At 59.5% G+C, this 19,608-nt stretch carries 19 protein-coding genes, 2 tRNA genes and 1 pseudogene; 4 read left to right on the top strand and 18 right to left on the bottom strand.

Annotated elements, in window-relative coordinates; genetic code table 11:
* Nucleotide 1: 1 nt before the first annotated feature.
* Nucleotides 2–1,258, top strand: coding sequence for an Nramp family divalent metal transporter (locus NBH09_RS01035; RefSeq protein ID WP_124786021.1), 1,257 nt, complete (start codon nt 2–4; stop codon nt 1,256–1,258).
* Nucleotides 1,259–1,565: 307 nt separating this feature from the next.
* Here the strand turns inward: NBH09_RS01035 and NBH09_RS01030 are convergent, their stop codons facing one another.
* From NBH09_RS01030 to NBH09_RS01005, 6 genes are all read right to left on the bottom strand, one after another.
* Nucleotides 1,566–1,709, bottom strand: a complete 144-nt coding sequence (locus tag NBH09_RS01030) for a rubredoxin-like domain-containing protein (RefSeq protein ID WP_117638060.1) — start codon at nt 1,707–1,709, stop codon at nt 1,566–1,568.
* Between the two features lie 89 nt (nt 1,710–1,798).
* Nucleotides 1,799–2,302, bottom strand: a complete 504-nt coding sequence (locus tag NBH09_RS01025) for a flavin reductase family protein (RefSeq protein ID WP_124786020.1) — start codon at nt 2,300–2,302, stop codon at nt 1,799–1,801.
* Between the two features lie 206 nt (nt 2,303–2,508).
* The gene (gene smpB / locus NBH09_RS01020; RefSeq protein WP_124786019.1) at nt 2,509–2,979 is read right to left on the bottom strand and encodes an SsrA-binding protein SmpB; all 471 of its coding nucleotides are present in this window, start codon (nt 2,977–2,979) and stop codon (nt 2,509–2,511) included.
* Nucleotides 2,969–3,886 (bottom strand): tetratricopeptide repeat protein, encoded by a 918-nt coding sequence (locus tag NBH09_RS01015; protein ID WP_117634813.1) that lies wholly within the window; start codon nt 3,884–3,886, stop codon nt 2,969–2,971. The genes smpB and NBH09_RS01015 overlap by 11 nt, the downstream gene beginning before the upstream one ends.
* A 97-nt stretch (nt 3,887–3,983) precedes the next feature.
* Nucleotides 3,984–4,060 (bottom strand) — tRNA-Glu (locus NBH09_RS01010).
* Between the two features lie 17 nt (nt 4,061–4,077).
* Nucleotides 4,078–4,151, bottom strand: a tRNA-Gln gene (locus tag NBH09_RS01005).
* Nucleotides 4,152–4,417: 266 nt separating this feature from the next.
* On the opposite strand from NBH09_RS01005, the gene NBH09_RS01000 reads away from it, so the two are divergent.
* Entirely contained in the window at nt 4,418–4,828 is a 411-nt protein-coding gene (locus NBH09_RS01000) for a hypothetical protein (protein WP_250786801.1), read from the top strand.
* A gap of 72 nt (nt 4,829–4,900) precedes the next feature.
* On the opposite strand, the gene NBH09_RS00995 is transcribed toward NBH09_RS01000, so the two are convergent.
* The 9 genes from NBH09_RS00995 to ftsE all read right to left on the bottom strand — a co-directional run bounded on the left by NBH09_RS00995 (nt 4,901) and on the right by ftsE (nt 15,436).
* Nucleotides 4,901–5,260: an arsenate reductase family protein gene (locus NBH09_RS00995; protein ID WP_117564210.1), complete on the bottom strand. Its 360-nt coding sequence runs from the start codon at nt 5,258–5,260 to the stop codon at nt 4,901–4,903.
* 92 nt (nt 5,261–5,352) lie between these two features.
* A complete protein-coding gene (locus tag NBH09_RS10060) occupies nt 5,353–6,405 on the bottom strand; it encodes a MupG family TIM beta-alpha barrel fold protein (RefSeq protein ID WP_250786800.1) in 1,053 nt (350 codons plus the stop codon).
* A 117-nt stretch (nt 6,406–6,522) separates the two neighbouring features.
* Nucleotides 6,523–7,953, bottom strand: coding sequence for a PTS transporter subunit EIIC (locus NBH09_RS00985; RefSeq protein ID WP_250786799.1), 1,431 nt, complete (start codon nt 7,951–7,953; stop codon nt 6,523–6,525).
* Nucleotides 7,954–8,010: 57 nt separating this feature from the next.
* Nucleotides 8,011–8,934 carry an N-acetylmuramic acid 6-phosphate etherase gene (murQ, locus tag NBH09_RS00980; RefSeq protein ID WP_250786798.1) on the bottom strand — a complete coding sequence of 308 codons (924 nt, stop codon included), beginning with the start codon at nt 8,932–8,934 and terminating at the stop codon, nt 8,011–8,013.
* Nucleotides 8,935–8,944: 10 nt separating this feature from the next.
* The gene (locus tag NBH09_RS00975; protein ID WP_250786797.1) at nt 8,945–9,796 is read right to left on the bottom strand and encodes a MurR/RpiR family transcriptional regulator; all 852 of its coding nucleotides are present in this window, start codon (nt 9,794–9,796) and stop codon (nt 8,945–8,947) included.
* Between the two features lie 399 nt (nt 9,797–10,195).
* Nucleotides 10,196–10,801 (bottom strand): recombinase family protein, encoded by a 606-nt coding sequence (locus tag NBH09_RS00970; RefSeq protein ID WP_250786796.1) that lies wholly within the window; start codon nt 10,799–10,801, stop codon nt 10,196–10,198.
* 178 nt (nt 10,802–10,979) lie between these two features.
* The gene (locus NBH09_RS00965; protein ID WP_250786795.1) at nt 10,980–13,115 is read right to left on the bottom strand and encodes a ribonuclease R family protein; all 2,136 of its coding nucleotides are present in this window, start codon (nt 13,113–13,115) and stop codon (nt 10,980–10,982) included.
* A gap of 193 nt (nt 13,116–13,308) precedes the next feature.
* Nucleotides 13,309–14,229 (bottom strand): permease-like cell division protein FtsX, encoded by a 921-nt coding sequence (ftsX, locus tag NBH09_RS00960; RefSeq protein WP_250786794.1) that lies wholly within the window; start codon nt 14,227–14,229, stop codon nt 13,309–13,311.
* Nucleotides 14,216–15,436 (bottom strand): cell division ATP-binding protein FtsE, encoded by a 1,221-nt coding sequence (gene ftsE, locus NBH09_RS00955; protein ID WP_250786793.1) that lies wholly within the window; start codon nt 15,434–15,436, stop codon nt 14,216–14,218. The genes ftsX and ftsE overlap by 14 nt, the downstream gene beginning before the upstream one ends.
* 414 nt (nt 15,437–15,850) lie before the next feature.
* Between ftsE and NBH09_RS10055 the strand changes: the two are divergent.
* Nucleotides 15,851–15,934: pseudogene (locus NBH09_RS10055) on the top strand (zinc-ribbon domain-containing protein); the annotation flags it as partial.
* Between the two features lie 108 nt (nt 15,935–16,042).
* Nucleotides 16,043–16,600, top strand: coding sequence for a hypothetical protein (locus NBH09_RS00950; protein ID WP_250786792.1), 558 nt, complete (start codon nt 16,043–16,045; stop codon nt 16,598–16,600).
* 121 nt (nt 16,601–16,721) lie between these two features.
* Here the strand turns inward: NBH09_RS00950 and NBH09_RS00945 are convergent, their stop codons facing one another.
* From NBH09_RS00945 to NBH09_RS00935, 3 genes are all read right to left on the bottom strand, one after another.
* Nucleotides 16,722–17,663, bottom strand: a complete 942-nt coding sequence (locus NBH09_RS00945; protein ID WP_250786791.1) for a transketolase family protein — start codon at nt 17,661–17,663, stop codon at nt 16,722–16,724.
* A 1-nt stretch (nt 17,664) separates the two neighbouring features.
* Nucleotides 17,665–18,495, bottom strand: coding sequence for a transketolase (locus NBH09_RS00940; RefSeq protein WP_006235308.1), 831 nt, complete (start codon nt 18,493–18,495; stop codon nt 17,665–17,667).
* Nucleotides 18,496–18,702: 207 nt separating this feature from the next.
* On the bottom strand, nt 18,703–19,593 hold the full coding sequence (locus NBH09_RS00935) for a YitT family protein (RefSeq protein WP_250786790.1): 891 nt from the start codon (nt 19,591–19,593) through the stop codon (nt 18,703–18,705).
* Nucleotides 19,594–19,608 lie beyond the last annotated feature (15 nt).

Genomic DNA, 19,608 nt, shown 5'->3' with positions numbered 1-19,608 from the left:
CATGCTCAACCATCTCAAACAACACTTTGGCTCCCGACGCACCGGTGGTCACGGAGGCCTAGACATTGCGCGGCATATCGGCCCCGGGCTGCTCGTGACCGTCGGCTTTATCGACCCGGGCAACTGGGCCTCCAATATGGCCGCGGGCTCGCAGTTTGGCTACGCGCTGCTGTGGATCGTCACGCTGTCCACGATTATGCTCATCGTGCTGCAGCACAACGCGGCGCACTTGGGCATCGCCACGGGCGCCTGCCTTGCCGAGGCCACGACCCGCTTTCTCCCCCGCATCGTGGGACGCGCGGTGCTCGGCAGCGCCTATCTCGCGACCATCGCCACCGCCATGGCCGAAGTCCTGGGCGGCGCGATTGCCCTTCAAATGCTCTTTGGGCTGCCCGTGCGTGCGGGCTGCGTCATCGTGGCGGCAGTATCGATGGCGATGCTCATGACGAACTCCTACAAGCGAGCCGAACGCTGGATCATCGCCTTCGTAGGCGTGGTAGGACTCTCGTTTTTGGCCGAGCTTGCACTAGTCAAGGTCGACTGGCCGCAAGCCGCCGCAAGCTGGATCACGCCCAGTATGCCCACTGGCTCTGCCGCGATTATCGTGAGTGTCCTGGGTGCGGTCGTTATGCCACACAACCTTTTTCTGCACTCCGAGGTCATCCAATCCATGCACTTCGAAGGCCAAGGCGAGCAGGTTATCGAAGAGCGTCTGCGCTACGAGCTCTTCGACACGCTCATTTCGATGGGCGTGGGCTGGGCAATCAACTCGGCCATGGTCATCCTGGCCGCAACGACCTTCTTTGCGCACGGCATGGTCGTAGACGACCTCGCCGTCGCAGCGGCCACGCTCTCCCCCATTCTGGGCCCGGCGAGCTCGACCATCTTTGCGGTAGCGCTGCTGTTCGCGGGACTATCGAGCAGCGTGACAGCGGGCATGGCGGCGGGGACCATCACTGCGGGCATGTTCGACGAGGAATACGATATCCACGACCGACATTCCTCGATCGGGGTGGCGGCCTGTTTCGTCGGCGCAGTGACGGCGTGCCTGGTCGTCCCAAATCCTTTTGAAGGTCTCATCTGGAGTCAGGCACTGCTGTCGCTTCAGCTACCGATTACGGTCTTTGTGCTCATACGGCTCACCAGTTCACCCCGCGTCATGGGCAAATACGCCAATTCGCGTCCACTCAACGCGCTGCTCGTAGGGATCGGTGCCATCGTGACGATTCTCGATGTCGTGTTGTTGACAGGGATGTAATGGGGCGGGGCACCTACTCAGGCAAACGTCTCGATCTGTAACATCTAGACCCGCTTTTGATGTCTAGATGTTACAGATCGAGATCATTCCGAGGGTCAGCTCCGTTTGTCTCAATCTGTAACAAGTGGGCCAAATTTCCACCGTTAGATGTTACAGATTGAGACAAAAGGTCGGCCGGACTCACAACAGACAGGATCGGCCAACAGCAACCGCGATCCCTTGGGGGCGGAGGAAAAGGGCCCCGGGCGAGAATTCGACCGAGGCCCTTGGACAGAGCTATGTTCGGCTTTCGCCGTGTGTCTGCGAGCTACTCCTCGACGAGCTCAAACTGATCGGGACCGACGCCGCAGACCGGGCACACGTAGTCCTCGGGCAGCTCGGGCGTGTCGACCTCAACCTCGTAGCCACAAACGATGCACACGAACTTATACGTCTTCTTCTCCTCAGCCATGATGTTCTCCTCTCGAACGCGACTGGTGATGTACTTCGCTTATTAGTATATGTTATCAATAATATAATGCAAGTATTTTTAGAACATTTCTAGCCTTGATACGAGGACGCCTTCGGAGGCGTCTTGCCCTTCAGGACCTTATGGTAGTAATCGTAGGTGAGCGGCGTCTCGTCGCTCAGGTGCTCGGCATCCTCGACCTCGCCGATAAACAGTAGATGCGTGCCCACATCCACAGTGTCGATCAAACGGCAGCTAAACAGGGCCGTCGCGTGCTCGGGCACATAGGGCATGCCCAGAGCCGTCTCGCGGGTCTCGTATTTGGCAAACTTGTCATAATCGCTGCTGGTGCGGAACCCAAAGTTACCGATGTAGAGCATGTCGGCGGTCTGATCGATCACGGTCAGCGCGAACGCTTTGGCCGATGCGATGACGCCCGAGGTGACGTTGTCCTTGTTCACGGCAACCGAAATGCGCGGCGGCATGGACGTCACCTGCACCGCAGTGTTGATGACGCAGCCGGCGCGCAGCCCGTCTGCCGCGGCGCTCACCACGTACAGACCGCTCGGCATGGTAAAGAACGCAGTTTTGTCCATAACGATCACTCCCCTAACCCGGGTTGGAACCTCATGGATGTATGTACCCACAAAAAAGGCGGCGCCCATAACGGATGCCGCCTTTGAGACATATGTGTCAGAACAGTAAGAAAGATGAGACGCCCGCAGTTGCGGTGAAATAGGGACTGAATAGCCCCTCAAACAGGCAAAACAGTCCGTATTCCACCGCAACTTATACAGAACGCCTAGCGATTGTGCTCCTTGAGGGCGCGGTCGATCTCGCGCTGGACATCGCGCTTGGCCATATCCTCGCGCTTGTCGTAAAGCTTCTTGCCGCGGCCTAGGCCCAGCAGCAGCTTTACGCGACCGTCGGTATTAAAGTAGAGCTCCAACGGAACCAGCGCATAACCACGGTTGCGAAGTTTGCCGTCAAGAAAGTCGATCTCCTTGCGGTGCAGCAGCAGACGGCGCCGACGGTCGGGATCGCGATTCCACACGCCACCATGGCTATAAGGGTGGATATGTAGGCCGACGAGCCAGCACTCCCCGCCACGAATCAGTGCAAAGGTATCGGTAATCTGGCACGCGCGCTCGCGAATCGACTTGACCTCGGTACCGCTCAGCTCAATACCGCACTCAAACGTCTCATCGATAAAGTACTCGTGATGTGCCGAGCGATTCTTGGAAATGAGCTTGCGCTCGCGCTTACTGGGCATCGCCGGCCTCCTTGGCGCCATCGGCGTTTGAGCCCGCAGCCTCGCGCTTTGCCTTGCGCTCGGCGTTAAGCTCGGCATCACTCTCGCGCACCAGCTTGATAATCGCCGCGCACGCCTCTTCGCCCACCAGGTCGCGGGCACGGACCGTCAGGCGCGTAGCCTCCTGCTTGTCGCCGTCGCTCGCAGCGTCGGTCGCGCACATGATCAGGCAGATGGCGATCTCGGCCGAAGGCGAGGTCGGCACGCCCTGCAGGGCGAGCTCACCCATCACATGGTCGTCACTCTCGTCCGCGGCATCCGGATAGGTGGTATGGATCTTGTTGAGCAGGCGCGTCGTATGCGCATCATTGGGCGCCAGGCGCAGCGCCAGACGCGCGCAGCCCACGGCAGCCGAAATGTTCTCGGTCTCGGGCTCCAAGAAGTACTGACCCAAGTTGGTGTAGGCGCGTGCGGCGCACTTACCGTCGCTCGCGCGCTCCAGCACCGAGAACGAGAGCGATGCCCACTCCTGCTTGTCCTCGAGCGCGCGGAACAGCTCGGCCAAGTCCAAGCGATAGTTGCAGTTCATGGGATCCCAACGCACGGCCTGCATCAGGGCATTCCGAGCACTCACATAATCCTGCTGGCGAATGTAGGCAAACGCCATGTCGGAGTACAGGCGGTCAAAGGGAACCTCGACCTGCACCAGCTCGCGCGGATCCTTCTCCACGCGGCGATAGGCCAGGCGCTCAAACTTGCTGTCGAAGCTAAAGTACTGGCGCTTCTCCTCCGTCTTGCACTCAGCGTCGATATACTCCTCGGCGAGCTCCACCAGACGCTCAAGCAGCGGCGTCGCCGTAGCCAGGTCGCCCTGCGCCAGATAGTTCTCGGCATACGTGATGTCTTCCAAGCTGATAGGCAGGTCCATGACAACTCCTCGGTCCGGGCGGCAGACTCAACGCGCGCCTTAAATATCGGTCAATACACAAAACCCGGGTCTCTTACGAGGCCCGGGCGTTCAATTTTGGTAGCCCGTACCAGATTCGAACTGGTGATCTCCGCCTTGAGAGGGCGGCGTCCTAAACCGCTAGACGAACGGGCCATATGTAGCAAATGCAATGGCTGGGATGGAGGGAGTCGAACCCCCATTGACGGAACCAGAATCCGCTGTCCTGCCATTAGACGACATCCCAATGACTGCATCGCTGCGCTCGGCTGTGCCTTTGCGCAAGAAAGAAATATACGGGAAGTCCGGCCGTGACGCAAGCCCCAATTTTGACTTTTTTGAAATTCAGTCAAATACGGCCAACACGTGAAGGACCTGTGAAGTCGACCGCTGCACACGAAGGGCAAAACGCCGCGAGCGGTAGCCGTCAACCGTTGGCAGATTCTACCGCGAAAACGATAGCACCAGGCAACACAATCGAAGTATCAATGATCACGTAGATATCGAGGCGCCATGGACGAAGAGCTTGATTACCTATGGGAGACCCTGGGCCTCGAGATCACTGCTGACCTTTGGCCCGAACGGGACAAAATCCATCCCACTCTGCGCCCCGCCATCACGGTGATGCAGGCAAAAAACCGCCGTGCATCCTTTTTGATCATGCGGATGTCATGGCACGCGGGACTCCCCGACCTTAAGCGAATCCAGGCAAGCCTCGTCGAGCTGTCCGGTATGCCGACTGTCATATCCGAGGCGCACCTGGAGCAGCGACAGCGCGAGCGACTGCAACAGCAGCGGATTCCCTTTATCTGCCCCGGTGTTCAGGCATATCTGCCCTTTATGGACGAGGAGTACTGGAGCGGCAAGCCCAACAAGCACGTAAAGGTCTACGATCCGCACGAATGGGCACAGCTCGAGGATTGAGCCGAGCGAGCCCGCCGATGGAAAACACGTCCCACCCTGAGCACTCAAAACGGGTCGCACTTTCCGCAGCCGCTACAGCAACGCCTCGACCCAAGCCGATTCCCTAAAGCCGGGAATCGCAAAGTCGTCGCCCACCAACAGCGGACGCTTAACCAGCATGCCGTCGGTCGCCAACAGCTCGTAGCACTCCCGATCCGTCATGCCCGCATCTAGACGCGCCTTCAGGCCCAGCTCTCGATATTTCATGCCCGACGAATTAAAGAAGCGCCGCACCGGCAGTCCCGAACGAGCAATCCAGGTCGCAAGCTCATCAGCCGTGGGATTGTCCAAAACGATATCGCGGTCGATATACTCTACCCCGTGTTCGTCCAGCCATGCCTTGGCCTTCTTACAGGTCGAGCACTTGGGATATTCAACAAACAGTACGGTCATGGGAATCCTCCGAATATAGATCGGCCAACGCAGGCACACGCCACACGAGACGCCTTCGTATGATGGGCCAATTGTAGCCCACGGGTCACACGCTAAACGAACCGTACCCCGAATCCGCGTTTGATGAACGGCAGCAGCTCCATTGCCTCGGGCGTGATATGGCCCGCAACGTTCATGCGCTCGTCACCGGGAAGATCGACCCGCGCAATCTCAAGCTCGCCTTCGTAGCGCCCATAGCCGCTATTGCTCACAGCGATCGACCCCGTCTTTCGTGACAGGCCGGCACCGGCATCCATCGGCACGGAATCCGGCTTAAGCGTCGTACGCGACTCCTGAGACCTAAAGATGAGGGTGCTCGAATCGGGTCGGTCGTGATGAATCTGCCCACGTACATAGGCATAACCGGGCTCAAGCTCGCATTGCAGGTCCACGTATCCGGCGGAAACATGAGCAAACTGCGTCCAGCCCGCATCGGAAAGATCGGGGTCGCCGGCCAACACAATGTCGCAATCGGCGCCATGTGCAAGCTCAAGCATATTGAGAGCAACCTTTGACGCGCGACCGCGCTGTGCCTCGACCGTCGGCAGTCCCTCGAATACCGGCCCGCGAACGTTGGCATCACCCGGCACAAAAGCCATGATTTCGAATCCAAGCGCCGCAAGACGAAGATTCACCCGAGCAATGTCCTCCAGAGCTAAACCGGTATAAGGCTTGGGGTAAAAATTGTGACAGGCGGCAAAACGAGTCACATCGGCACCGGCCTCACACCACGATGCGATTTCATCAGAACTCACCGTCGATGCATTGACCACAATGCGAAATACACCGGACAGCTCCGCGACCCGCTGGGCGCTAAAGCCATAGTCCAAACGAAGGTATTCCAACCCCAGATCGCGCAGGTCCTCGATGCGCTCAAGCCCGAGCAAATCGCACGTGCGCGGCCCCACATCGGCGATGAGCGCAATGCCGCGGGCGGAAAGCAGCGACAGCACATGACGGACCTTATCGGCATACGCCGCCCCCCCATCCTCGGGAATATGCAGCGAGGTGAACGCATAGCGCGCACCCGCCGCGGCACCATGCTCAATCGTCCGCTCAATATCCTGCAGAGGGCTGGAAAGATAAATCGAAATACCCGTTTTCACGCTTCAACACTCCTTTAAAAAAGGCCGGCGGAGCAGTTAGCCCCGCCGGCACAACCATAGCATCAAGAAATCTGCCGCGCGCCGCGAGCCCTGAGCAACACGGCTCGCGATATCAAACTACTCGCCAAAGAACTCGTTGATCTTCTGCTCGTCGACGCCAAAGAACCACGTCAGGACAAAGCCGGCGGCATAGGCAAGCAGCATAGCGGCAACGTAGCCGAGCTGCTGACCAGGAACGACGATCAGCAGGCCAAACAGACCGGAAACGCCCTGAGAAACCGTGCCGATGTGAAGCAGCGCCGCGAGCGCGCCGCCAAATCCGGCACCCAGGCAGGCCGTTACAAACGGACGAACGAGCGGCAGCGTAACGGCATACATCAGAGGCTCGCCCACACCGAGGATTCCAACGGGAATGGACTCTGCGACGTACTTCTTGAGCTTGGCGTTCTTGGTCTTAAAGTACAGCGCCAAACCGGCACCGACCTGGCCGCCGCCAGCCATCATAAGGATGGGGAGCAGGTAATTGATGCCCTTGGTAGCGCCGTCGGGATCGTTGAGCATAGCATGGATCGGCGTGAGCGCCTGATGCAGGCCGACGGAAACCAGCGGCAAGAAGCCTGCCGACAGGATATAGCCGCCCAGGACGCCCAGCTTCTCGAAAATAAAGGTCAAAACGCTAAAGATCGCCGTCGTCAGCCATGCGCCAACCGGCTGGATGACGAGCATCAGAGCAAAGGCGCCGATGATGAGCACCAGCAGCGGGGACAAGAACGTGTCGAGTGCGTTGGGCATAACCTTGCGAATCTGACGCTCCATCCAGGCAAAAAATGCGCCAGCGATAAGAGCCGCGATCATGCCGCCCGCTGCGGGGTTGTACTGCGCATTGGTGAGCGGCAGCAGAATGGCAGCGGCAGGATCAGCCGCACCAGGCGCAAGCAGGGGCATGGCACTGTTGGCGATACACATCATGCCGGCGATGCCGCCCAGCGCAGCGGAGCCGCCAAACTCACGTGCCGCGTTATAGCCCACCAAGATGGGCAGATAGGCAAACAGGGCCCAGCCCATGGAGCGAATGCCCTGGTACCACCACTCGCCTGCAAGCGCGCCTGCCGTCGAGACGTTAATGACGTTGCAGATACCGTTGATGAGGCCAGCCGCAATGATGCCGGGAAGCAGGGCGACGAAGACATTGGAAATCTTCTTGAGGAAGGCCTGAACCGGCTTGGACTCGTACTTTGCCTTCTGCGCGGCCTTGTTTGTGGCCGCAGCGTCAACCACGCTCTCGTCGGCAACGCCTTTCGCAAGGCCGGTGAGCTTGGAGAACTCCTCGAGCACCTTATTCACCTTGCCCGGCCCCAGCACGATCTGCATCGTGTCGTCCTCGACCAGGCCCATCACGCCGTCGAGTGCCTTAATACCCTCCGTGTCGACGCTGCCCGTGTCTTTGACGGTCACGCGCAGGCGCGTCATGCACGCCGCGTTTGCGAGCACGTTGTCTTTACCGCCCAAAAGGTCCAGCAGCTTTTGAGCCAGTTCTTTGTTCGTCATAACTCCTCCTTGTATTGGGTATCTCGTCTGGATGTCATATCAGCTCACGCCGCGCACCTATTGGGCATCGGCATTGCTCTTCTCATGGCCACTCACCGCAGCACGGACATGGCCGCGCGCCCGCTCAAGAGCCACCGCAGCCTGCTCGGCATCGCAGCCCAGCAGCACCGAGACAATAGCGGTTTTAACGTGGCCGCCGGCATCTGCAAGTGCCCGAACAGCGCGCTCGCGTGTGCAGCCGGTTGCTTCCATCACGATGTTCTGGCCGCGCACCACCAGCTTTTCGTTCGTTTGCTGCACATCGACCATCAGGTTTTGGTATACCTTGCCGATCTTGACCATGGCACCGGTCGAAATCATATTGAGAATGAGCTTTTGGACCGTTCCCGCCTTGAGCCTCGTTGAGCCGGTAAGCACCTCGGGGCCGGGCACGGGCTCTATGGCAAGATCTGCGTCCTCCCCGATCCTCGACCCCTGGTTGCAGGCGATAGCAATGGTCTTGCACCCGGTTGCCTTGGCGTACGCGAGGCCGCCCACCACATAGGGGGTACGACCGCTTGCCGCCAAACCAACGACGAGATCCTTGGAGGAGAGCCCATGTTCCCGCAGGTCGCTCGCGCCAAGCTCCTCGCTATCCTCGGCACCTTCGACAGCCTTGATAAACGCCCTCTCGCCTCCGGCAATGAGTCCGACAATCAGATCGGGCGATACGCCAAACGTGGGTGGGCACTCCGACGCGTCGAGCACGCCCAAACGACCGCTCGTGCCCGCGCCCATATAAAAGACGCGTCCGCCGCGCTCGAGCGCCTCGGCAGCCCAGTCGATTGCCGTGGCAACCCGGGGCAACACTTTCGTGACCGATTGGACGGCGCGAAGATCCTCATCGTTCATCGTCGTGACGATTTGCAGCGATGTCATCGTGTCGAGGTCCATTGACTTTTGATTTCGCTGTTCTGTCGTGAATTTTGTTAAATCGAGCATTTTGTTCACCTCATCTTTCCTGTTTCTCGATGTAGTTTTGCTTGATGAGATGCGTCGCCCGTTCGTAATCGCTCGCAACGTAAGCAGCGTAGAGGGCATCGACAACCATAAGCTGAGCCATACGCGAGGCCATGGCACCGCTGCGGACCAAGGGCTCGCTTGCAGCAACGCCGAGCACGGCATCGGCCATGGTGGCAAGCTTGGACGATCCATCTACTTTGGTCACGGCCACAACGGGACAGTTGTGGCGTTGGGCCTCGGCGGTGCAGTCCAGTACTTCTTGCGTTAAGCCCGAGTAGCTAAAAGCAATGCCGATATCGCCTTCGTGCATGTTCTTGGCGCACAAGAGTTGGTCGTGCCAGTCATCGTACAGATGGCATTCCTTGTCGACACGCATGAGCTTTTGTGCCAGATCGTGTGCAACCAAGCGAGAAGCACCAATACCGAACAGATTGACCATGCGCGCCTGCTTAAGATAGGCTGCACATCGTTCCAAAACGGTGTAATCGAGTGTTCGCGCCGTCGCCTCGATCGTGCGCACGTTGCTTTTCATCACCTTCCCCACGATACGTTCGACGCTGTCATCCACGGAGATGTCCTCGAGGGCCACGTCTTTCTTGTCACCCAAGAGCGCCAGCTCGGCAATCAGTTCGCGCTGGAACTCCTTGTAGCCCGCAAAACCCAAGCGCTTGCAAAAGCGCAAAATGCTCGAGGGCGAGGAGAACGTGGCATCGGCAAGACCGCGGACGGACAGCCCGACCACCTCATGCGGATGAGCACTCACGTATGCGATGACATTGCGCTCCGCCGGACTTGCGCTGAGCTCACGCTCGCGAAGCCTTAAAAGCAATCCGTTTGCCATCTCAAACACCTCCGTTGAGAAGAATTAAAGACCAACGAACGATTCGTACCGGATATAAACAGCTTTTACGGTACATTGTGCCGCATCATGGCGCACAAAGGGCGGGCATTCTACCACTCGCCCCTCAAATCCGACCGCTCGGAAATACGCGCGACACAAAATGATTCATCAAGGTCGCATTATTCGTAACAGGGTTGTTAACAGCGTCTCGCGTGGGCGCCAATGGGACAGGTTATGCGCTTATCCAAGCACACCGCCGCCAACGAGGCAAACAGCCCAACAAAGAAGAACTCTACGGTATGGGCGACACGACGGATGTTGGTGCCCATCCATATGCGAACGGGGGCAAGCGGGTCGGGATAGGCGGCGGTAGTCGCTGAGCCCGCATCCCCGGCACCCCTACTCCGTCTCGCGCATCCAGCGATCGAAGGTCCCCACGCACACACCTAGGCGCTTTGCCGCCTGACTCCGGGTAATATTGCCCGCCTCATAGATATCGCGCACTCGTTCAAATTGCGGAGGGCACGGCTTGCGGGGTCGACCAAAACGCACGCCGCGTGCCCGCGCCGCCGCGATTCCCTCCGCCTGACGACGGTGGATGTTCTCTCGTTCCACCTGCGCTACGTAACTCAACAGCTGCAAAACGATATCGGCGATCAGCGTGCTGGTCACATCCGATCCGCCGCAATCTCTCGCACGCGTATCGAGCAACGGCATATCCAGCACAACGATGGCCGCACCAAGTTCCTTGGTTATACGACGCCATTCCTCGAGTATCTCGCTGTAGTTTCGACCCAGCCGATCGATGGAAAGCACCACCAACACGTCACCGGAAGCCAAGACATGAAGCAGTTCCCGATACCGAGGGCGATCAAAGTCCTTACCGCTCGCATGGTCGGCAAAGATGTTCGCCGGTTCCACGCCATAGGCACCCAGCGCATCCAGCTGCCGATTCAGATTTTGATCACGCGAGCTCACCCGCGCATACCCGTACACCGTTGCCACAACATCCCCGCTCTCTCGTAAACCCGCCAAATAGGGACAGGTTTGTTTTGGTAGGTCCTATCTCCCAAAAGCATATGAAGAAGAGGCCGAGCTCATGGCAGGGTAATCAAGAGACACGCAAAGAGGGCGGCCCCGAAAGACCGCCCTCTACGCTCTGCCGATACTCACTCCGTGCCGGTTAATGAATGAGCTTAAAGTCCAAATGTCCGCGAGTCGTGTTGACGCGCGAGACCTCGATGATCACGCGCTGCCCCAACTCAAAACGACGCCCCGTGTCGGCACCCGTCAACGTGAGCGCGTCCTCGTCAAACTCAAACCACTCGTTACCCAAACTCTTAATGGAAACCAGTCCCTCGACCTGCGTTAGATCAAGGCGCACAAATAGCCCCATGCTGCTGACCCATGAGACCGTTCCGGCATAGCGCTCGCCCAGGCGATCCTCGTAGTACTGCGCAATCTTGATTTTTTGCGTCGCATGGCTGGCAGCGTCGGCCGCACGCTCGGCATCGCTGCACGCGCGGCAGATTTGCGGCAGGATGCGCGGAAGCGACTCTCGGCCTTTTCCGATCAGCCTCGGCGTACGCACCAAGGCGTCTTTTCCACCCAGCTGCTCGTATGCCAGCTGCAGCTTGAGTACGCGATGCACCACCAGATCGGGATAACGGCGAATGGGGCTTGTAAAGTGGCAGTAGCACGGCGCGGCGAGCGCAAAGTGGCCCTCGTTGCGAGGCTTATACAACGCACGCTGCATACTGCGCAAAAGGAGCGTGTTGACGAGTGGCGCGTTAGCCGTGCCGGCAGCAGCGTCAACCGTCGCCTGCAACTCGTCTGGACTTCCCAGGGTAATGCCCGCCGCACGGCGATCATCGATGATACCGAGCTGCGCCAGCGCCGCAGCAGCACCGTGCAGACTGTCGGGGCTGGGGTCATCGTGCACGCGATAGCACGCCTCGATATCGCGGTCGGCCAGCCACTCGGCGACGCACTCGTTAGCCAGCAGCATTGCCTCCTCGATAAGCGAGGTTGCGCAGGAGCGCTCGCGTGCCACAATCTGCACGGGCACGCCGTCCTCATCCAGCAGCGCGCGAATCTCGGCCGTATCAAAGTCGACCGAACCGCGTGCGCGACGTATGCGACGCCGAAGCTCCGCGAGTTCGTTTGCGGCGACCAGGAAATCGGCCAGGTCAACGTTACAGCTGTGAGCAGTGTCCTCGCACGCAAGCCCGCGCTCGAGCGCTTTTTCGCGCGAGGCTTCGGCCGCAGCGACATCCTCCGCAGCGCCCTCCAACACGGAATACTCAACTGCGCCGGCACGCACCAGCAGCGCCTCGGCACCGTCATAGTCCATACGCACACGCGAGCGAATCACACTGGGATAGGGGTCATAATGGCGCACACGGCCCTGCGCGTCGAGCTCGATGTCGACGGTAAACGCCAAGCGGTCCTCGTCAGGACGCAGCGAGCACAAATCGTTCGACAAGCGTTCGGGCAGCATGGGGAGCACGCGATCGGCAAGGTACACCGACGTCGTGCGATGGCGGGCCTCCAGGTCGATATGCCCATCCCAGGCAACATAGTGCGAAACATCGGCAATATGTACGCCCAGCTTATAGCCGCCCTCGGGCGTGCGCTCGAGCGAGATGGCATCGTCAAAGTCGCGCGCATCGACCGGGTCGATGGTGATGACAAAGCGATCGCGCAGGTCACGACGAAGCGGGTCTTTAAGCGCTGCAGCCACATCGAGCGAAAGCGCCTCTGCCTCTGCCAGAGCCGCTTCGGGATAGCTGTCGGTATAGCCATAGCGCGCCATAACATATTGGACGCCCAGATCGGGCGCATCGTCGCCGCCGATACGGCGCTCAAGAGTCACCGTGCCCGACTCCAAGCGCGTCGGGTAGGCCAGAATGCGTGCGACGACGACATCGCCAGGATGCACGCCCAGGCGCTCCGCCGAAGTGTCCTCGGGCAAAATAAAGAAATCGGCTTTGAGACGCGAATCGAGCGGCTCGATCACGCCAAGCGGGCCGGCCGTCTGATACGTACCCACCACGCTGATGGCGGCGCGCTCGATGACGCCCTCGATCACGGCACGACGATCGCCGCGCGGTCCCGCCTTGATGCTTACGGCCACGGTATCGCCGTCCATAATCTCACGCTTACCGCGACCCATGACCTTGTAATCGCCGTTGTCGGTCACGACATAAGCGCTGTGCTCATGGAGCTGAACGCGGCCAGTCATGCTCGGGCGACGCTCGCTGCGCACCGGCCCGCGTTTATTGCGTGCGCTACGCTTATGTTTGTTATTGCGCCCCATGGCGCCTCCTTACTATCGATAGCCGTTTACACCCCAAGAGTCTACCCAAATGATCCCTAGGGGACGGCAGGATTGCGGATCACTCGAATCGACCGACCCCCTAAGTGATCCGTTTTCCTCCGTCCCCTAGGGATCAAAAAACGGGCCGCCCCTGGAAAGGGACGACCCGTTGCAGACGGCATATCCGCAGCGCTTACACGCGCAGATAACGGCGCATGGCGATGGCAGAGCCAAAGAGGCCGATGATCACGCCGACAAGAATCAGTGCGGCGTAGGTCACCAGATAGTACTGCATCGGCAGCGTAAACGACATCCAGCCAACACTCTCTTGCAGGCGCGGAACCAGCAGGTTGCGCAGCAACTCCAAAACACCGATGGAAAGCAGCGAGCCCAGAATGGCCTGCAGCACGCCCTCGGTAATGAACGGCCCGCGAATGAAGCCGTTGCTGGCGCCCACCAGGCGCATAATCGCAATCTCGCGACGACGCGCCGTAATGGACAGGCGAATCGTGTTGTTGATAAAGATGAACGCGATAAAGGTCAGCAGACCGACGAGCACCACGGCGGCGATACGGATGTAGTTGGTTACCTGGAACAGGCGGCTCACTTCCTCCTGGCCATACAGCACGCTCGCGTTGACGTCGCCGTCGTCCGCGATCTTTTGGAAGTCGGCGTTCTTCTTGAGCTTCTTGGCCGTGCTCTCGACCTGAGACGGATCGTCCATCTCAATCGCAAACGAGGCGGGCAGCGGGTTCTGGCCGTCGAGCGCACTCATGGTGGCGTCGGCGTTGCCCGACATCTTGCTCGTGTACTCGGCCAGCGCGTCGTCCTTATCCTTATAGGTCACGGACTTGACGTTGCTCCACGTCTTGAGCTCGGCCTCAAAGGCCTGGACGTCTGCCTGATCGGCGTCATCGCTAATAAAGGCATTGATGACAACCTGATCCTCGACGGTACCGATCACGGAGTTCAGCATCGCGGAACCCATAATGAACAGGCCGATGATAAACAGCGAAAGGAAGATCGTGATGACGGCGCCGAGCGAGGTGGTCCAGTTACGGAAGAAGTGGCTGATAGCCTCTTTGAGCGAATAGCCCACGTTAGTTGGTGCCATAGTTGCCGTAACCTCCCCTCTCCTGGTCGCGGATTACGCGGCCGCCCTCGAGGGCGATCACGCGACGGTGCATGCTATCGACCATCTCGCGGTCGTGCGTGGCGACGATCACGGTGGTGCCGGTACGGTTAATGCGCTCGAGCAGCTTCATGATGCCCAGCGAAATCGCGGGGTCGAGGTTGCCCGTGGGCTCGTCGCAGATAAGCAGCGGCGGACGGTTGACCATAGCGCGGGCAACGGCGACGCGCTGCTGCTCGCCACCGGACAGCTGATCGGGCAGAGAGTCCATCTGATCGGCCAAACCGACCAGGCGAAGCACCTCGGGCACCTGGCTGCGAATGACGCCCTTGGGCTTGCCGATGCACTGCAGGGCAAACGCCACGTTTTCATAGGCGGTCTTCTGCGGCAGGAGCTTAAAGTCCTGGAACACGGCACCGATCTGGCGACGCAAAAACGGAACCTTGCGGTTCTTGATCTTCATAAGGTCCTGGCCGGCGACCAAAATGCGGCCGCTCGTCGGCTTGACGTCGCGGTTGAGCGTCGACAGCAGCGTGGTCTTACCCGAGCCGGAGTGACCGACCAAGAAGACAAACTCGCCAGGATAGATCTCGATGTTGATGTCGTCGAGCGCGGGCTTGTTGGGCTGTGCCGGGTAGATCTTGGTGACGTGCTCCATGAGGATGACGGGCTCGACACCGGCCTGCTTGGCCATCTTCTTGCGGCTGGCCTGCGGATCGATGGGCGCAAACACCGACGTAAAGTCGGGGTTGTTGAGCGCATTGTCGAGGCTTGCGACCTCGGCGGCCTGATCGCTCTCGACTACGGGAGCCGCGGGCTGCGTAGGATCGGGAATACCGGCAAAAAGGCCGGACTGCGCAGGCTGTGGCGCCGGAGTCGCAGGAGCCATGGGATCGGGAATACCGGCCATGACAGGCTGCGGCGCGACAGTGTCCGCCTGGGGCTGATCCACGCGAGCGGTCACCTTCTGCACGGGCTCAAAACCCGCGGCCTCGGAAAGCTCGACATCATTGGTGGGATTGTAGGCAAAGGGATCTGATGCCGGCTGTGCCTGATCTGCCGGCTGTGCGGGGATCGGGCTAAACAGCTGATCCTCTGAATCCGGGGTGGCGAAACGAGTGCCCGCGGCGCCTGGCTGCGTCTTGGGGGCGTCATCGCCCGCACCGGAGGTACGGAAGTGGTTACCCACTGGTGCTCCTTATCGTCGTACGTTTAAACTACATGAGCGCTTTGTATTTTAGCAGCATTAACTTCGCTGCACATAAGAAGCATGGCGGGGTTTTGGTCTCACCGGCCGCGCACAGGGTTACCTCCCAAATCGTCCTCGGACATGTCGGAGTCCCCGCTGTGCGCTTCGCGCTGCGGGGACTCCTCCGTCCTGCGGAAAGATTTGGGAGGTAACCCTGTGCGTGGCCTGCGGCTACTAAGGAGTCGCCGCGTTTCTATTAGGTGCAGCAAATGCATGCTTGGGAGGGTCTGAATTGCACTTTGTTGGGATGGGCCCGCTTCCCGGAGGAAGCTCTTGCTTGAAATGGGCTTGATTTGATTGTTGCGCAACTTGGATTTGGATTGTCGATTTACAGTGGCCTCGATAGGAACATCTATGGTTGTGGGGGCCAGTATGAATTGTCCTTATTGTGGAGCTGAGTTGCGCGATGGCGTGAGGTACTGCACAGCGTGCGGGGCTGCCGTCAATGGCATCTCTGCTGATTCTGAGCTTCGGGTAAAGCCTCGGAACCACGTTGCGATCATCCTTACCTGCATGCTGGTAATTGGCATTGTCGGCGGTAGCTGTATGGGCCTTCATCTGCGGCAGGTGTTGTCGCACTTCGTATCCGCCCATTCGGAGCACGCCATTGTGCTGGATGTCGCGGCTGCGGGCTGGGACACCGATAACGGGGCATCGCGCGTTCCGATACACATTACGGGCAAGACCATCGACGGAATAACGGTCGACAGAATTGAGTTCGTCGCCTCCGATGGCTCTGGCATCAATCTCATACAAGGTGTCTACACGCTCGAGGCAGCAGGTTCCCCTATCGCTGCGGATGGCACGATCTATCAAATTCCATGCACGAGTGCCACACTCGTCCTCGATGATGCCTTTGCCATGGGTGAAACGATCGATCTGGCCGAGCTTGCAGAACAGGATTCAATTCTCACCTTCTGCCCCATTGATGCCGCCGATGTGACCAATGACGAAATCTATGATGCCGCTTTGCTCGCCATGACATACCGAGGCAGCGATGCCCCCGATGTCGTTGCACTGTGCCAAGCCGCAATCAATCGTCGCGACGGAGCCAGCACAAGCGGGAACGCTTTCGAAAGTTGCAGTGAAATGCGGATTAATTGAGCTTTTAGGCTGACAAAACAGTCATTATTTCACCGCAACTGAAACAGGGGCGCCCTCCAAGAGAGCGCCCCTGCCGGGTTTCCATAGTACTGGCGAAGCAGTCCTTGAGATCCGCCTTGCCTTATGCCAAGAACTCCTTGGTGGTCGCCACGATGTTGGCGGCGTCCAGGCCGTACTTGTGCAGGAGCTCGGCGCCCGGGCCGGACTCGCCGAACGTGTCGTTGACGCCGATCTTCTTGAGCGGCGTCGGGCACTGCTCGCACAGGACGTCGGCAACGGCGCTGCCCAGGCCACCGATCACGGAGTGCTCCTCGACGGTCACGACGTGACCGGTCTTGGTGGCGCTCTTGACGATCAGGTCGGCGTCGATGGGCTTGATGGTGTGCATGTTGATGACCTCGGCGTCGATACCCTCGGCAGCGAGCTGCTCGGCGGCCTCGAGGGCCTCGCCGACCATCAGACCGCAGGCGATGATGGTAACGTCGGCGCCCTCGCGCATGACGATGCCGCGGCCCAGCTCAAACTTGTAGGTCTCGGGGTCGTTGATGACCGGCGAAGCCAGACGGGCAAAGCGCATGTACACGGGGCCGTCGCACTCGTAGGCGGCGCGCGTCACGGCGCGGGCCTCGACGTCGTCGGCGGGAACGATGACGGTCATGCCGGGAATAACGCGCATAAGGGCGATATCCTCGCAGCACTGATGCGTGGCGCCATCCTCGCCCACCGAAATACCGGCGTGCGTGGCGCCGATCTTGACGTTGAGGTGCGGATAGCCGATGGAATTGCGGACCTGCTCAAAGGCGCGGCCAGCGGCGAACATGGCAAAGGTGCTCGCGAAGGCGACGCGACCGGTGGTTGCGATGCCAGCGGCAACACCCATCAGGTTGCTCTCGGCAATGCCCACATCAAAGAAACGATCGGGGCAGGCGGCCTTAAACTTACCGGTCTGCGTGGCGGCGGCCAGGTCGGCGTCGAGGACCACAAAGTCATCGTGCTCGTTGGCGAGCTCGACGAGGGCCTCGCCGTAGCTTGCGCGCGTGGCGATTTTCTTGACGTCTGCCATCCTAGAGCTCCTCTCCGGCGGCCGTGAGCTCTGCCATGGCCTGCTCAAACTGTTCATCGTTGGGGGCCTTACCGTGCCAACCCACCTGGTTCTCCATAAAGGAGACGCCCTTGCCCTTCATGGTCTCGGCGATAATGGCGGTCGGCTGCCCCTTGGTAGCGCGGGCCTCGGCAAAGGCGGCGCGGATCTGGTCGAAGTCGTTGCCGTCGGCAAGCTCCACCACGTGGAACTTAAAGGCGCGGAACTTGTCGGCGAGCGGCATGGGGTCGTTGACCTCCTCAACGGGGCCATCGATCTGCAGGCCGTTGTGGTCGACGATCACGCAGAGGTTGTCGAGCTGCTGGTTGCCGGCAAACATGGCGGCCTCCCAGACCTGGCCTTCCTCGCTCTCGCCATCGCCCAGCAGGGCGTACGTGCGGTAAGTATCGCCCCAGTGCTTGGCGGCAACGGCCATGCCCACGGCAGCGGAGATGCCCTGGCCGAGCGAGCCGGTGGACATGTCGACGCCCGGGGTGTCGTTCATGTTGGGGTGACCCTGCAGGTGGCTGCCGATATGGCGCAGCGTCTCGAGGTCCTCCTTGGGGAAGAACCCGCGCTCGGCGAGTACGGCGTACAGGCCCGGAGCGCAATGGCCCTTGGAGAGCACAAAGCGGTCGCGATCGGCCTTGCGGGGATCGGCCGGGTCGACGTTCATTTCCTCAAAGTACAGATAGGTCATGATGTCGGCGGCGCCGAGCGAACCGCCCGGATGGCCGGACTTGGCAGCGTGCACGCCGGTGACGATGCCCTTCCTTACCTCGTTGGCAACCTTTTTGAGCTCTTCGTCGCTCATTGTGCCTTCCTTTCATCCTCATTAGGCAAAATGCGCACGGCACAGAAGGTAACCCCAACACAGCCGCAATGCACGTACGTCATTCATTATGCTGGAAACTGATGGCTTTACCAGAGTTTTTATCATTATTTGAACAATTTGGCAGGCAGAACCGCTGATGAAACGGTTTATCAATGTGAACGTCTTTTGGATGGAACGCAGTCGGCCCTACGCGTTAATGTCCTTGAATCCCTCACCGAAGGCTTCCGTAACGTCGGCGACCGTCACAATGGCATGAGGATCGCGCTCGCGCACGATCGTTTTAAGGGTGTTGAGCTCTCGACGGCTAACGATCACCATGATCACCGGCTTCTCGACGCCCGAATACATACCGGTCGCCTTTAATTTGGTGCAGCCGCGTCCCAGACCATACATGATGTCGGCCGCGATATCGGGGAAGTTATCCGAGATGATGAGTACCATACGACGCTTATTGCCGCCATCGACCACGGCATCGATCACATAGCCGCTAATCACCATCGAAAGTCCTGCGTACAGAGCATTTTCGAGGGAGAAGACAGGAGCCGATGCCGCACATACGGCAACGTCGATTGCCATGACGGTCGAGCCCACCGGCAGCGAGGTGTTACGCGAGATGATTTGGCCAATCGTGTCCGAGCCGCCGGTGTTGGCGCCGGCGCGCAATACCATGCCGTAACCGATGCCCGTGATAATGCCGCCCCACATAGCGGGAAGCATCAGGTCCGCATGTGCCAGAGGCGCTACAAACGGGGCAAACAGATCGGTAAAAAAGCCCAGCAGCACAAAGCCCGTCGCCGTCTGCACCACATAGAACATGCCGCCCTCGCGCATAACGATCAGCAGCAGCAAGGCATTCATCACGATGGTCTGGATACCGACGGGAAGTGACACGCCTCGCGCCGCGCCGACCGCCTGGATAATCGTCGCAAGACCCGTAACGCCACCGGCGGCAAGACCGTTGGGAATCAAAAACAGGTCGGTCGCGATGGCGGCCAAGGCACACCCCAACATGATCTGGGGTAGATCGTGAAAGAAGTTCATCGAAAGAATGCGCTTGATGTCCAGACGATATGCCATGCTGCCTCCCTCAAA

The organism is Collinsella sp. BG-O-102 (genome assembly GCF_023656745.1).
GTDB lineage: Bacteria > Actinomycetota > Coriobacteriia > Coriobacteriales > Coriobacteriaceae > Collinsella.
Note: the sequence above shows the minus strand (reverse complement) of the source record. Positions and strands in the feature narration are given on the sequence as shown.

Coding starts and splice junctions, on each gene's coding strand:
- NBH09_RS01030 (WP_117638060.1), bottom strand. CDS start 1,709: ATGGCTGAGGAGAAGAAGACGTATAAGTTCGTGTGCATCGTTTGTGGC.
- NBH09_RS01035 (WP_124786021.1), top strand. CDS start 2: ATGCTCAACCATCTCAAACAACACTTTGGCTCCCGACGCACCGGTGGT.
- NBH09_RS00975 (WP_250786797.1), bottom strand. CDS start 9,796: ATGGCAAACGGATTGCTTTTAAGGCTTCGCGAGCGTGAGCTCAGCGCA.
- NBH09_RS00940 (WP_006235308.1), bottom strand. CDS start 18,495: ATGAGCGACGAAGAGCTCAAAAAGGTTGCCAACGAGGTAAGGAAGGGC.
- NBH09_RS01025 (WP_124786020.1), bottom strand. CDS start 2,302: ATGGACAAAACTGCGTTCTTTACCATGCCGAGCGGTCTGTACGTGGTG.
- ftsX (WP_250786794.1), bottom strand. CDS start 14,229: ATGGCACCAACTAACGTGGGCTATTCGCTCAAAGAGGCTATCAGCCAC.
- NBH09_RS00965 (WP_250786795.1), bottom strand. CDS start 13,115: ATGGGGCGCAATAACAAACATAAGCGTAGCGCACGCAATAAACGCGGG.
- murQ (WP_250786798.1), bottom strand. CDS start 8,934: ATGCTCGATTTAACAAAATTCACGACAGAACAGCGAAATCAAAAGTCA.
- NBH09_RS00950 (WP_250786792.1), top strand. CDS start 16,043: ATGGGCCTTCATCTGCGGCAGGTGTTGTCGCACTTCGTATCCGCCCAT.
- NBH09_RS01015 (WP_117634813.1), bottom strand. CDS start 3,886: ATGGACCTGCCTATCAGCTTGGAAGACATCACGTATGCCGAGAACTAT.
- NBH09_RS00995 (WP_117564210.1), bottom strand. CDS start 5,260: ATGACCGTACTGTTTGTTGAATATCCCAAGTGCTCGACCTGTAAGAAG.
- NBH09_RS00935 (WP_250786790.1), bottom strand. CDS start 19,593: ATGGCATATCGTCTGGACATCAAGCGCATTCTTTCGATGAACTTCTTT.
- NBH09_RS00985 (WP_250786799.1), bottom strand. CDS start 7,953: ATGACGAACAAAGAACTGGCTCAAAAGCTGCTGGACCTTTTGGGCGGT.
- smpB (WP_124786019.1), bottom strand. CDS start 2,979: ATGCCCAGTAAGCGCGAGCGCAAGCTCATTTCCAAGAATCGCTCGGCA.
- NBH09_RS00945 (WP_250786791.1), bottom strand. CDS start 17,663: ATGGCAGACGTCAAGAAAATCGCCACGCGCGCAAGCTACGGCGAGGCC.
- NBH09_RS01000 (WP_250786801.1), top strand. CDS start 4,418: ATGGACGAAGAGCTTGATTACCTATGGGAGACCCTGGGCCTCGAGATC.